This window comes from Erythrobacter sp. EC-HK427, assembly GCF_902498745.1.
In the GTDB taxonomy this organism is placed as follows: Bacteria; Pseudomonadota; Alphaproteobacteria; order Sphingomonadales; family Sphingomonadaceae; genus Alteraurantiacibacter.
Window position 1 is genome coordinate 2,276,501 of sequence record NZ_LR701479.1, and the last position, 12,876, is coordinate 2,289,376.

10 protein-coding genes are annotated in these 12,876 nt (G+C 62.6%); 2 read left to right on the top strand and 8 right to left on the bottom strand.

Annotated elements, in window-relative coordinates; all coding sequences use genetic code 11:
- Positions 1-187: 187 nt before the first annotated feature.
- Positions 188-4,150, top strand: a complete 3,963-nt coding sequence (locus tag GC121_RS11210) for an error-prone DNA polymerase (protein ID WP_151974384.1) — start codon at positions 188-190, stop codon at positions 4,148-4,150.
- Positions 4,150-4,878, top strand: coding sequence for an extensin family protein (locus GC121_RS11215; RefSeq protein ID WP_151974386.1), 729 nt, complete (start codon positions 4,150-4,152; stop codon positions 4,876-4,878). The genes GC121_RS11210 and GC121_RS11215 overlap by 1 nt, the downstream gene beginning before the upstream one ends.
- Before the next feature lie 73 nt (positions 4,879-4,951).
- Here GC121_RS11215 and GC121_RS11220 read toward each other — a convergent pair whose 3' ends face one another.
- From GC121_RS11220 to GC121_RS11255, 8 genes are all read right to left on the bottom strand, one after another.
- Positions 4,952-5,191 carry a hypothetical protein gene (locus GC121_RS11220; protein WP_151974388.1) on the bottom strand — a complete coding sequence of 80 codons (240 nt, stop codon included), beginning with the start codon at positions 5,189-5,191 and terminating at the stop codon, positions 4,952-4,954.
- A 210-nt stretch (positions 5,192-5,401) separates the two neighbouring features.
- Positions 5,402-6,091, bottom strand: coding sequence for a phosphate regulon transcriptional regulator PhoB (phoB, locus tag GC121_RS11225; RefSeq protein ID WP_151974390.1), 690 nt, complete (start codon positions 6,089-6,091; stop codon positions 5,402-5,404).
- A 103-nt stretch (positions 6,092-6,194) separates the two neighbouring features.
- A complete protein-coding gene (gene phoU, locus GC121_RS11230; RefSeq protein WP_151974392.1) occupies positions 6,195-6,860 on the bottom strand; it encodes a phosphate signaling complex protein PhoU in 666 nt (221 codons plus the stop codon).
- Positions 6,861-6,862: 2 nt separating this feature from the next.
- On the bottom strand, positions 6,863-7,642 hold the full coding sequence (gene pstB / locus GC121_RS11235; protein WP_151975710.1) for a phosphate ABC transporter ATP-binding protein PstB: 780 nt from the start codon (positions 7,640-7,642) through the stop codon (positions 6,863-6,865).
- A 50-nt stretch (positions 7,643-7,692) separates the two neighbouring features.
- Positions 7,693-8,943, bottom strand: coding sequence for a phosphate ABC transporter permease PstA (gene pstA / locus GC121_RS11240; RefSeq protein ID WP_151974394.1), 1,251 nt, complete (start codon positions 8,941-8,943; stop codon positions 7,693-7,695).
- On the bottom strand, positions 8,936-10,318 hold the full coding sequence (gene pstC / locus GC121_RS11245) for a phosphate ABC transporter permease subunit PstC (protein ID WP_151974396.1): 1,383 nt from the start codon (positions 10,316-10,318) through the stop codon (positions 8,936-8,938). Before pstC ends, pstA begins: the two co-directional genes overlap by 8 nt.
- 17 nt (positions 10,319-10,335) lie before the next feature.
- On the bottom strand, positions 10,336-11,373 hold the full coding sequence (locus GC121_RS11250) for a substrate-binding domain-containing protein (protein WP_151974398.1): 1,038 nt from the start codon (positions 11,371-11,373) through the stop codon (positions 10,336-10,338).
- A 114-nt stretch (positions 11,374-11,487) separates the two neighbouring features.
- Positions 11,488-12,861 (bottom strand): OprO/OprP family phosphate-selective porin, encoded by a 1,374-nt coding sequence (locus GC121_RS11255; RefSeq protein ID WP_151974400.1) that lies wholly within the window; start codon positions 12,859-12,861, stop codon positions 11,488-11,490.
- Positions 12,862-12,876: the final 15 nt, after the last annotated feature.

Below are 12,876 nucleotides of genomic sequence, written 5' to 3' on the forward strand. Positions count from 1 at the left end.
GCGCAATCATGGCGTGTAGGAAAGTCCCGTGCCGTGGTCACACAGGCATAGAGGAGCGTTGATGGGACAGGGCCAAAGACCGCACTTGGCGAATCTCTCATAAGAACATAAGTAGAACATATGCGTATGATCGATCCGTTTTGGCGGCTTGCCGCATTGGCGGGTGCGCGGTTGGGGGAGGGTGGCTGTGCCTGATGCTCACCCGACGCCCGAGAAGCGCCGGATCGCGCTCGATCCTGACAGTATCGCTGCGCCCGCCCGCGCACCGTTTGTCGAGCTGGGGCTGGTGTCGTGCTTCACATTCCTGCGCGGGGCGAGCGATGCGGTCGATCTGGTGATGACCGCGCGCCAGCTCGGCTATGACGCGCTGGGGATTGCCGATGCCAATTCGATGGCGGGCGTGGTGCGCGTGCATAGCGAGGCGAAAACGCTCAAACTGCGTCCGGTGATCGGCACGCGGATCGAGACGGTGGAGGGGCTCGCCTTCCTCGCTTACCCGAAGAACCGCGCGGCCTATGGGCACCTGTGCCGCCTTATCAGTGCGGGCCGGATGGCCAAGCTGGACGGCGAATGGCAGGACAAGGGCGCGTGCGAGATATCGCTGGCAATGCTGGCCGAACATAGCGCGGAGGTGCAGCTGATCCTCCTCCCGCCGCCCGATCTGGCGCGGGTTTTCACCGTGACGCTGCCGAGCAATGTGGTGCCGTTTCCGGGCTTGGGTTCACGCGGAGACGCGGAGGGGTGGAGAATCGCCGAAGGCGAGAACCGGAATATTCGCTCGCAGAGGCGCAGAGGCGCAGAGGAGTCGCGCGAGTCCTCTGCGCCTCTGCGCCTCTGCGAGCGTAAAAATGAAAAGCGGCTGCGCCGCGAAGAAGACATCTCAGAGTCTCCGCGTTTCGGCGTGGGTCAATATCCTTTCTCGCTGCGCGAAATCACCAAACCCTTTCCCGAACTCCTGCGCCACCTTCGCGATGCGCTGCCGGGGCTGAACCACCTCGCTGCCAGCTATCTTTATCGCGGGGACGACATCGCGCGGATCGAGCGGCTTGATATGCTGGCGCGGGCGAACGGGATGGCGCTGCTCGCCACCAATGATGTGCATTACCACGCGCCCGAGCGGCGGCCCTTGCAGGATGTGATGACTGCGATCCGCCACAAGACGACGGTGGCGCGCGCGGGGCAGTTGCTCCACGCCAATGCCGAACGGCACCTGAAGAGCCCTGAAGAGATGGTCGCGCTGTTCGCCCGCTGGCCGCACGCCATCGCCGCCGCACGCGCGGTGGCAGATGCGTGCACCTTCAGCCTCGACGAACTGCGCTACGAATATCCCGAGGAGATTTATCCCGCCGGCATGGGGCCGCAGGAATATCTCGAATGCGCCACCTGGTGGGGGGCGCAGGAACGCTATCCCGGCGGCATACCGGACAGCGTATTCAACACGTTGGAACGGGAGCTTGCGCTGATTTCCAAGATGAATCTGGCGCGCTATTTCCTCACCATCAAGGACATTGTCGATTACGCCCGCACCGGGGTGGAGCCGCCGATTCTGTGCCAGGGGCGCGGCAGTGCGGCCAATTCGGCGGTGTGCTTCTGCCTCGGCATCACCAATGTCGACCCGGCGCATCACCAACTGCTGTTCGACCGGTTTATCTCCGAAGACCGCAAGGAACCGCCCGATATCGATGTCGATTTCGAGCACGAGCGGCGCGAGGAGGTGATCCAATATCTCTACCGCAAATATGGCCGCCACCGCGCCGGATTGTGCGCCACGGTGATCCATTACCGCCCGCGCATGGCGATCCGCGAAGTCGGCAAGGCGATGGGCCTGTCCGAAGATGTGACCGGCGCGCTCGCCCGCACCGTGTGGGGCGGGTGGGGGCGCGAGATCGGGGAGGATCACGCGGCGGAAACCGGGATGGATTTGACCGATCCGCATCTGCGCCGGGTTCTCGCTTTGACGCGCCAAATGGTGGGAATGCCGCGCCATCTCAGCCAGCACGTGGGCGGCTTCATCCTCACCGAAGGCGCGCTGACCGAGACGGTGCCGATCGGCAATGGCGCGATGCCCGACCGCAGCTTTATCGAATGGGACAAGGACGATATCGAGGCCTTGGGCATCCTCAAGGTCGATGTGCTGGCGCTGGGAATGCTGACCTGCATCCGCAAATGCCTCGACCTGCTCGAACAGCATCACGACCGCGCGCTGACGCTGGCGAGCGTGCCGCGCGAAGATCCCGAAACCTATGCCATGCTGCGCAAGGGGGATTCGCTGGGGGTGTTCCAGGTGGAGAGCCGCGCGCAGATGAATATGCTCCCGCGCCTGCGCCCGCGCGAATTCTACGATCTGGTGATCCAGGTCGCCATCGTGCGGCCCGGCCCGATCCAGGGCGATATGGTGCATCCCTATCTCAAACGCCGCCGCGGGGCAGAGCCGGTTATCATCCCCGCGCCTTCGCCCGAACATGGCCCGCCGGACGAGCTGTCGAATATTTTGCAGCGGACCTTGGGCGTGCCGATCTTTCAGGAGCAGGCGATGAAAATCGCGCTCGATGCGGCGAAATTCTCCTCCAAGGAAGCCAACCGGTTGCGCAAGGCGATGGCGACCTTCCGCAGCCGCGGCATGGTGCACGAATTGGAGGATATGATGGTCGGGCGGATGGTGGCGCGCGGCTATGATCCCGATTTTGCCGAACGCTGCTTCAACCAGATCAAGGGCTTTGGCGAATACGGCTTCCCCGAAAGCCACGCGGCCAGCTTTGCGCATCTGGTCTATGTGTCGAGCTGGCTCAAATGCCACTTCCCCGGTGCGTTTGCCTGCGCGCTGCTCAATTCGCAGCCGATGGGCTTTTATGCGCCTGCGCAAATCGTACGCGACGCGCGCGAGCACGGGGTGACGGTGCTGCCGCCCGACGTGAATTGCTCGGAATGGGACTGCACGCTGGAGCCTGTGGCGAATGATGGATTGGTGCGCTCACAGAGGCACAGAGGCACAGAGGAGGGCGTGCAATCCGCCGAAGGCGATGAAGGCAGTTTCGCGCAGAGTCCGCAGAGGACGCAGAGGGAAGGGGATGGTGCTATTGCCTCTGCGTCCTCTGCGGACTCTGCGCGAAATACTGACTGCGCCTGCGGCGCGGGCACGAATTCCTCTGTGCCTCTGTGCCTCTGTGAGCGTCCAGAATCCCTCCGCGTCTCCGCGTCTCCGCGTGAATCAAATCCCGACACTGGCCGCCAGGACAAACACCTCGCTCTCCGCCTCGGCTTGCGGCAGATCGACGGGTTGCCCGAGCACGTTGCCGCGCAATTGCTCGCCGCGCGCGCGGCGGACGGGGTGTTTGCCGATGTAGCCGAGCTGCGCGACCGGGCGCGCATACCCGTCGCACATATCGAGCGGCTCGCCAGCGCCGATGCGTTCGGTTCGATGGATATGAGCAGGCGGCAGGCCCTGTGGGATGCGCGCAGCCTGATCGGCAGCGCCGATCTGCCGCTGTTCGCCCATGCCGATGAGCGGGACGAGGGGGCCGAACGCCGCCGCGCGATCCTGCCCGCCATGCCGTTATCCGAAGAAGTCGTCGCCGATTACCAGACCACACGCCTCAGCCTGAAGGCGCATCCGATGGCTTTCCTGCGCCCCGCCTTGGCCGAGCGTGGCTTTGTGCGCGCCTGCGATCTGCGCAACCGCAAGTTCCGTTCCATGGTTCACGTCGCGGGCGTAGTGCTGATCCGCCAGCGGCCCGGCAGCGCGAAGGGCGTGTGCTTCATCACGCTGGAGGACGAGACCGGGGTTATCAATCTGGTCGTCTGGCCCGATCTCAAAGAGAAGCAGCGGCGCGTGGTGATGGGATCACGCCTGATGGAAGTGCGCGGGCGGGTGGAGTATGATGACGAGGTGATCCACGTTATCGCCCAACATATGACCGATGCGACGCACCAATTGCACGCCCTCTCCGACGATCTGCTCAATGCACCGCTGGCGCGCGCCGATCATGTCACCAGCCCGTTGCCGCAGGGGCGCAATTTGACCAGCCTCACCAGCGAGGAGCGGCGCGACAGGAAGGCTATCCGCCCGCGCGATCTGGTGGATGATCTGGGGCACGCGGCACGCCATCCGCGCGATGTGCGGATCATTCCCAAATCGCGGGATTTCCACTGATGGCGCGGCGCAAACGGGCGAGGCCCTTCGCCTGGTTTACCACCGGAAGGGTGGTCGCGGTGCTGCTATGCGTCGCCTTGGCGATTGCGGGGCGGGCGTGGCTGGCGGAAAATCCGCAGCACAATCCGTGGGCACCGCTCGATCTGCGCGATCCGCCGGGCTGGGCGACCGGCACGAAGCTGGGCGGCTTGCGCGGCGATGTCGCTGCGTGTCACGCGGTGCTGGAGCGGAGTGGTATCGCCTTCACTGCGCTGCCGCCGACCGGAGAGGCCGCCTGCGCGCGTCCCGACCGCCTGACCAGCGCCGCTCTGCCGCTTGCACCCGCTGCGCCGGAAATGACCTGCCCGGTGGCGGTCGGTCTTGTCCTCTGGCTCGAACACGGGGTGCAGCCGCTGGCCATGGAAGCCTTCGATTCGCGAATCGCGCGAATCGAGCATCTGGGCACGTACAACTGCCGCCGGATGTACAATGCACCGGACGCGCCGTGGAGCGAACACGCGACCGGCAATGCCATCGATATCGCAGCCTTCGTGCTCGAAGACGGGCGGCGGATCAGCGTGCTGGAGGATTGGCCGGACGAGGGCGAGAAGGCGCGCTTCCTGCGCGATGCGCGCGATGCCGCCTGCCCTGCGTTCGGCGCGGTGCTGTCACCCGATTACAATGCCGCCCATGCCGACCATCTGCATCTGGATCATGGCAGAAATCGTGCCATCGGCACCTGCCGCTAACCGTAAATCCCTCTCAAACAAACAAAAACCCCCGCCGAAGCGGGGGCTTTCAAATTTCGGGATGCCGGTTGCCTTACGGGCTGGTCGGCAGATCGTCTTCGTCCTGGTTCTCTTCGAGCAGGAAGATCGCCCCGCCGATGGCAGCAGCCACAACCAGCAGGATCAGCAGCGTGCCGCCGCCGATATTGCCGCCGTGATCGTCTTCATCCACCAGCTGGGCGGTGGTGTTGATCGTGGAGATCGGCGCGGCGGCCGATGCAGTGGAACCCAGCAGAAGACCTGCTGCAACGGCGCTGGAAATAATCTTTTTCATCGTGCCCTCATTCTATTGGAGGTGTTTGGTATGCCGCCCCTTTAACGCGGTTGCGAGATGGTGTGAACCCCGTAGCTGTAAAATATGTCCTCAAATGAGCCAAACTTGGGACGAGTTGTTGTTCCAAAGCCACAAATTTGTTGTGACAAATCGTAACATTATGCGTTCGCAGCATGAAATGTTGCACCTGCGTCGGAGGGTGCCCCAGAATCACACGGGTTCGAGCGCATAGCCGGCAGAGCGCACAGTGCGGATCGGGTCGCGCACATTATCGAGAGCGATTGCCTTGCGCAGGCGGCGGATGTGCACATCGACCGTACGCTCTTCGATCTCGCTGCCCGTGCCCCACACCGCATCGAGCAATTGCCCGCGCGAAAAGACCCGGCGGGGATGCTCCATGAAGAATTTGATTAGCCGGTATTCGGTCGGCCCGACCGCCATTTCGCGCCCGCGCCGTTCCAACCGGTGCGCGACCGGATCGAGCCGCATATCGCCCACTTCGATGGTCTCTCCGGCCAGCGCAGGCCGCACACGGCGCAGCACCGCCGCCACACGGGCGAGCAGTTCGCGGGGGCTGAATGGCTTGGTGACATAATCGTCTGCCCCGGTTTCCAGCCCGCGCACACGGTCATCTTCGGATTCGCGGGCGGTCAGCATGATGATCGGAACATGGGCGGTGGCCTTTTCGCGGCGCAGGCGGCGGCATACCTCGATGCCGCTGACGCCTTCGACCATCCAGTCGAGGATCACCAGATCGGGCGCATCCTCTGCCGCCATCACCAGCGCTTCCTCGCCATCGGCAGTCACGCGCACGGCGTAGCCCTCGCTTTCAAAGCGGTATTCGAGCAGTTCGGCGAGCGCCAGATCGTCTTCGACTAGCAGCAGTTTGGGTGCAGACATGATGATTCCCCTCGGTGGCCACGCGGAAGGTGGCACGAGATCTGCGTTATGACAGTTTCATGTCATATTTGTTGCAAAGGCCCGCCTGCTGACGGGAAATCCCCTAGCGCTCGATATCGTCGGGATAGGTGCCTGTGGCCGAATAATGCACCATTTCCGCCACATTGGTGGCATGGTCGCCAATCCGCTCGATATTGCGGGCGACGAACAGCAATTGTGCAGCGCTGCTGATGGTGGCCGGATTTTCGACCATGTGGCTGACGACATTGCGGAAAATACTATCGTAGAAGGCATCGACTTTCTCGTCCCGCTCGATCACTTCGCGCGCCATCACCGGATCGCGGCTGGCGAAGGCGGTCAGCACGTCGTGCACCATTTCCGCTGCCAGCTCGCCCATGGCGGGCAGCAGGGTGAGCGGTTCGAATGTGGCGCGGCCTTCGATCTTGCCGATGCGCTTGGCGATGTTCTTGGCGTAATCGCCAATCCGCTCGACCACGCCGCTGATCTTCAGCGCGGCGACGATTTCGCGCAGATCATCGGCCATCGGCGCCCGCAGTGCCAGCACGCGCACGGCCATCGCATCGACCTGCGTTTCCAGCGCGTCGATCCTCACGTCCCGGTCGATCACGCGTTGTGCCAGCTCGATATCGCCGGTGACAAGCGCGCTCAGCGCCTCGCTGATGGCGAGTTCGGCCAGACCGCCCATCTCCGCGATAAGCCCGCGCAGCTGGGTGATGTCTTCGTCAAATGCCTTGACCGTATGGTCCATAATTAGCCGTACCTGCCAGTGATGTAATCCTGCGTGCGTTGCTGCTTGGGATTAGTAAATATGTCCGATGTGTGTCCATACTCGACCAGATGGCCGAGGTGGAAAAAGGCCGTACGTTGGGACACACGGGCGGCTTGCTGCATGGAGTGCGTGACGATCACTATAGCATAGTTTCCGCGCAAATCGTCGATAAGTTCCTCGATCTTGGCAGTGGCGATGGGATCGAGTGCGGAGCACGGCTCGTCCATCAGGATCACTTCGGGATCGACCGCGATGGCGCGGGCAATGCACAGCCGCTGCTGCTGCCCGCCGGAAAGCGCGGTGCCCGAATCCTGCAGGCGGTCTTTCACTTCCTCCCACAGGCCGGCCCGGCGTAAGCTCTTTTCGACAATCGCATCCAGCTCACCCTTGCCCTCGGCGAGGCCATGGATGCGCGGGCCGTAGGCGATATTTTCGTAGATCGACTTGGGGAAGGGGTTGGGCTTTTGGAACACCATGCCCACGCGGGCGCGCAGCTGCACCACGTCCATCCCGCTGGCGTAGATATCCTCGCCGTCGAGCTCGATCGTGCCGGTGACCTTGGCCGAAGGGATGGTGTCGTTCATGCGGTTGAGGGCGCGCAGGAAGGTCGACTTGCCACAGCCCGACGGCCCAATGAAGGCGGTTACGAATTCCTGGTAGACTTCGATATCGACATTATCGATTGCCTTCTTGTCCCCATAGAAGACCGACACGCCGCGCGCGCTCATCTTCACATTCGTGGGCTCGGCACTTTCTGCCATCTTTTCGACAGGAGCCGTTTCGGCAATCGGGGTCGCGGCGGTTTCTTGCATCACCATTTCTTCTCGAAGCGGTTGCGCAGATAGATGGCGAGGCCATTCATCAGCAGGAGGAATATCAATAGCACAATAATCGCTGCGCTGGTGCGTTCGACAAATCCGCGGTCGATTTCATCGGACCACAGGAAAATCTGCATCGGCAGCACAGTCGCATTGTCGGTGAAGCCCGAGGGCGGCGTTGCGACAAAGGCGCGCATCCCGATCAGCAGCAGCGGCGCGGTTTCGCCCAGCGCGCGGGCCATGCCGATAATCGTGCCGGTCAGGATACCGGGCAGGGCAAGCGGCAGCACATGGTGGAACACCACCTGCACCGGCGACGCCCCCACCGCCAGCGCACCGTCACGGATGGAGGGCGGCACCGCCTTGATCGCGTTGCGGCCCGAAATGACGATCACGGGCATCGTCATCAGCGCCAGCGTCATCCCGCCGATCAGCGGAGCGGAGCGGTAACTGGGGAAGATCGACAGGAACACCGCCATGCCGAGCAGGCCGAAAATGATCGAGGGCACCGCTGCCAGATTGTTGATCGAAACCTCGATCACATCGGTCCAGCGGTTCTTCGGAGCGTATTCTTCCAGATAGAGCGCGGCCATCACGCCGATGGGGAAGGCGAGCAGGAGAGTGACGACCATCGTCAAGAGCGAACCCTTGAGCGCGCCCCAGATGCCGACGAGCTGCGGGTCGGTCGCATCGGCGCGGGTGAGGAAGCCGACGTCGAAATTGTCTTCCAATGCGCCCCGTTCGGCCAGTTGCTGCGCCAGCGGTTGCAGATCGCCCTGGCCGTCTCCGGCATAGGCGCTGGCGAGATCTTCGCTAGTGGGTAGCCAGAAGGTTGCTTCGCGGCTCAGCACTGCCGGATCGGCGTGGATTTCCTCGGCCACCAAACGCCATGCTTCGCCATTGAGGTGTTGTGCACCTTCCGCGCCCAAGGTCTGCTCGGCGCTGAACTGGACGATGTCGCTCAGGCCCTGTCCGCCCAGTCGCTGGGTTACCTCGGTTGCCGTTAGCTCCTGTTGCGGCAGCGACAGGCCCAGTTGTGCAAAGTCGATATCAACCCGCATTTCGGTGCGCTGGAAGCCGCCGATGCCGTTGATCGTCATCGTGACCAGCAGAAACAGCAGCACGACCACCGAGAAGACAATCGCCGACAGGCCCAGCGCCTTGAACCGGCGTTCTGCCGCGTAACGCTTTTTCAGCCGTGCTTCGAATGTAGCGGTGCGGGTGGGGGTGACGCGATCACTCATAAGCTTCACGGAACCTCTTAACAACGCGCAGGGCGATGAAATTGAGCGCCAGCGTCACCAGGAACAGCACGAAGCCGAGGGCAAAGGCGGCGAGCGTTGCCGGATGGTCGAAACTGCCTTCGCCGGTGAGCAGTGCGACGATCTGCACCGTCACGGTCGTCATCGATTCAAGCGGGTTGGCAGACAGGTTGGCGGCGGTGGAAGCGGCCATCACGACGATCATTGTTTCCCCGATGGCGCGGCTGATCGCCAGCATCACGCCGCCGACAATGCCGGGCAGGGCGGCGGGCACCAGCACGCGGCGGATCGTCTCGTTGGTGGTGGCGCCCATAGCGAGCGAGCCATCGCGCATCGCCTGCGGCACAGCGGCGATGCTGTCATCCGCCATGGAGGAGACGAAGGGGATAATCATCACCCCCATCACCAGACCGGCGGCCAGCGCGCTCTCGCTCGACGGGTTGGAATAGCCGAGCGCAACGGCGAAGTCGCGGATCGCGGGCGCAATCGTCAGCGCGGCGAAATAGCCGTAGACGACGGTCGGCACACCGGCGAGAATTTCGAGCATGGGCTTTACCCAAGCGCGCAATTTGGGATGCGCATATTGGGTGAGGTAGATGGCGCTCATCATGCCCAGCGGGATCGCCACGATCATGGCAATGATCGCGCCGATAAACAGCGTGCCCCAGAACAGCGGAATGGCGCCGTAGCGGTCGCCTTCCACGGCCCCCGTGCTCATCGGATCGGGGTTCCACTGGAAGCCGAACAGGAAGTCCAGCGGGCTCACCAAACCGAAGAACCGCACCGTTTCGAACACCAGTGTCACTACGATGCCGAAGGTGGTCAGGATCGCGACCAGTGACGCGATCAGCAGCGCGAGCATCACCAGACGCTCTACCTTGGTGCGGGCGGCAAAATCGGGCTTCAGGCGCAGGAAGGCCCAAGCCGCACCGGCTCCGGCAACAATCGCCCCGACGACCAGCCCGATGATGCTGTAGCGTGACTGTGCTTCTCGGAAGCGTTCGGCCAGCGCATAGGCATCATCATTCAGCACCTGCGAGTTGCTGCCATTGGCGATATTGCGTGCCTCGATCAGGATAGCATCACGGCGCAGGCCGAAATCCGGCAGGCCCTGCGCTTCGGGGCTGGCCAACACATGGCTGAGCACCAGATTGCCGGAAATGCCGTTCCATATCAGGAACCACAGGATGACCGGAACCACGATCCACAGCGCGGCATACCACGCGTGATAGGTGGGGAGCGAAGCGATCCGCCCGTCAGGAGCGGATCGCTTGAACGTCCATGCCCGCGCGCGGGCTACCAGCCAACCGGCCAGACCCAGCCCGATGGCGAGGAGAAGCGGCAGAACAGGTGACATTGCGCGGGGTTACACCTCTATTGCAGGTCTTCAGCGGTGAGCGTCGGGAACTCGGTTGTGGCTGCCGTCATGGCCGCCATAACGTCGTCGCGATTCGGCACCAGACCGATTTCCGCCAGTGGCCCGTCTGCACCCCAATTGGCAACCCAGGTCGCCAGAAATTCCTCAAGACCGGGGATCACGCCGATATGGTCGGCCTTCAGATAGATGAAGAGCGGGCGCGCGCCGGGGTAGGAGAAATTGGAGATGTTCTCGTAAGTCGGCGCGACGCCGTTCATCGACAGGCCCTGCACGCGATCGGCATTGGCATCGAGATAGGAAAAGCCGAAGATACCCACCGCATTCGGGTTGGTTTCGATCTTCTGCACGATCAGATTGTCCTGCTCGCCCTGATCGACATATTTGCCGTCCGAACGCACTTCGGTGCATATGCGATCTTCTTCCTCTTCCGAAAGCCCTTCGGGCAGCGGGCCAGCTTCGCAACCGACTTCAAGGATCAGCTCGGTCAGCGCATCGCGCGTGCCCGAGGTGCTGGGCGGACCGTAAACGAGGATCGGCAGATCGGGCAGCGACGGGTCGATATCCGACCAGTTTTCCGCCGTCTGCTCCTCGCCATAGGGGTTGGCGGCGATGGCGCGGTAAACGATCTCCGGCGTCAGATCCATGGTGATGCCGCCCTGCGCGCTGGCGAGCGCGATGCCGTCCATACCCACCTGGATTTCGACGATGTTTTCGACACCATTGGCCTGGCAAGTCGCAAATTCGTCCGGCTTCATCCGGCGCGAGGCTTGCGCGATATCAGGCGTGTTAAAGCCGATTCCGCCGCAGAACTGGGCGATACCGCCGCCAGTGCCGATCGATTCGATATTGGCTGCGGGGAACTGCGGATTTTCGCGGCTGAAGATTTCCGAAATGCGCGTGGCAAAGGGGAATACAGTGGACGAGCCGACCGCATGAATTGCGTCGCGGCTATCGCCACTCGCACTGTCCTGGCCACCGCAGGCAGTAAGGGCAGTCGCGGCCAGCGCGGCGACGGCGAGGGAGAACTTTTTCATGGTCTGTGATCTCACTTCTGTTTGTGAACTAGCGGCCCTCTATTGCGATCATGCGACAGATTTGCGTCACATCGCGGTCTTATTTGCAATCGGGGGCGGTGAATACGGGAATTCCTAAAAATCGAACTCGGCGCGCATCCCGACTACATCGGCATCATAGTCCCGCTCGCCGCCGGGTAGCGCCAGCGGAGCATCGTCATATTGGAGACGGCCATAATTGATCTGCAATCGCGTGTAATCGGTGGTTGTCCAGACCAGACTGCCGAAAATGCCGTTCTGGCTGCCGCCGATGATTCCTGCATCGGCATCGTTTAGCTCAAGATAGTCATAGCGGAGATTGAGCTGCACCGCGCCGATCCCGCCTTCGCCCATGGGGCTGTTGGGACGGGTGCGGTTAAAGCGCCCGCCGCGATAGCCGCGCGAATCGCCGGGGGTCAGGAAAATGCCCGCCTCGACAAGCGCGCCGTGGAACACGGCATTGTCCACCATCGGAATGCCTCCGACTTCCTGCCGATAGGCTTCCGCATGGAGGTGCAGCGGGCCACGGATAGCGGCGAATTCCGCGCCGAGGCCGAATTCGCTGCCTGCTGCGAAACTGCCCGTGTTGACGAGGCGATTGGCCGTAAAGTGCACCAGCGGGCGCTGGCGATACCGCACGGTCTCACCAGCGCCGATTTCCGCGTAATGGATCGAGCCGCCAAAATGCAGCTGCGTATCCCCCACTTCGGGGAAAAATACAGCGCGCCCGTCGACGCTCCACCGGTCGCTGCCGGGCAGCTCGCCCAAATTGTTGGAAAACACACCCGCCTGCACCAGCACCGGGCCGGAGCCATATTCAGCGGCAACCCCAAGTCGGCGGCTAAAGCCGAATGCGTCGGTAAAGGCAGCGCGTTCGAGGAATGACAGGAAGCGGCTGCTGGTCAGTTCTTCCATAGATTGGAAATTGTTGAACTGGCCTGCGCTGATGGTTAGATCGCCTGCACCATATTCTATCAGCGCATCGGTGATTTCGACTTCGCCGCCTGCGAAGTCCAGCTCCATTTTGTAGGCAAACCCACCGGGAATATTGCCTTCAACACCGAGGCGCGCGCGGCGTGCTTCGGCGTCGAAACCATCGGCGAGACCAAGCCCGGCGGGCAGGGCAGTCCAGCCCGCATCCAGCATCAGCCGACCGAAGGGCTTGAAGGAGAACCCGTCCTCGCTCTCGGTTTCAGGCGCTGCGCCCATGCTCAGCTGCGTCGGAACGCTGGCAAAAACGGGTTGCGCCGTTGCCTGATCACGCTCGGCTAGATCATTGGCCAGTGTGGCGCTCTCGCCCTCAATGGCGTCGAGGCGGGCGTTTACCGCAACCAATTGGGCTGTCAGGCTTGCCACCTGTGCGCGCAGCTCGTCCACCTCGCTTCGCTGCGACGCGCCCGCTTCCTGAGCGGCAACAGGCGTTGCCACACACGTGAAGGCAGCAAGCGGGAAAGCATAGGCAGCCTTCATGGGGTGTGTCTCATT

Bases quoted from the DNA above. Each gene is read 5' to 3' on its own strand.
- GC121_RS11255 (WP_151974400.1), bottom strand. From the start codon at position 12,861: ATGAAGGCTGCCTATGCTTTCCCGCTTGCTGCCTTCACGTGTGTGGCA.
- pstC (WP_151974396.1), bottom strand. From the start codon at position 10,318: ATGTCACCTGTTCTGCCGCTTCTCCTCGCCATCGGGCTGGGTCTGGCC.
- pstA (WP_151974394.1), bottom strand. From the start codon at position 8,943: ATGAGTGATCGCGTCACCCCCACCCGCACCGCTACATTCGAAGCACGG.
- phoB (WP_151974390.1), bottom strand. From the start codon at position 6,091: ATGTCTGCACCCAAACTGCTGCTAGTCGAAGACGATCTGGCGCTCGCC.
- GC121_RS11250 (WP_151974398.1), bottom strand. From the start codon at position 11,373: ATGAAAAAGTTCTCCCTCGCCGTCGCCGCGCTGGCCGCGACTGCCCTT.
- pstB (WP_151975710.1), bottom strand. From the start codon at position 7,642: ATGGCAGAAAGTGCCGAGCCCACGAATGTGAAGATGAGCGCGCGCGGC.
- GC121_RS11220 (WP_151974388.1), bottom strand. From the start codon at position 5,191: ATGAAAAAGATTATTTCCAGCGCCGTTGCAGCAGGTCTTCTGCTGGGT.
- phoU (WP_151974392.1), bottom strand. From the start codon at position 6,860: ATGGACCATACGGTCAAGGCATTTGACGAAGACATCACCCAGCTGCGC.
- GC121_RS11215 (WP_151974386.1), top strand. From the start codon at position 4,150: ATGGCGCGGCGCAAACGGGCGAGGCCCTTCGCCTGGTTTACCACCGGA.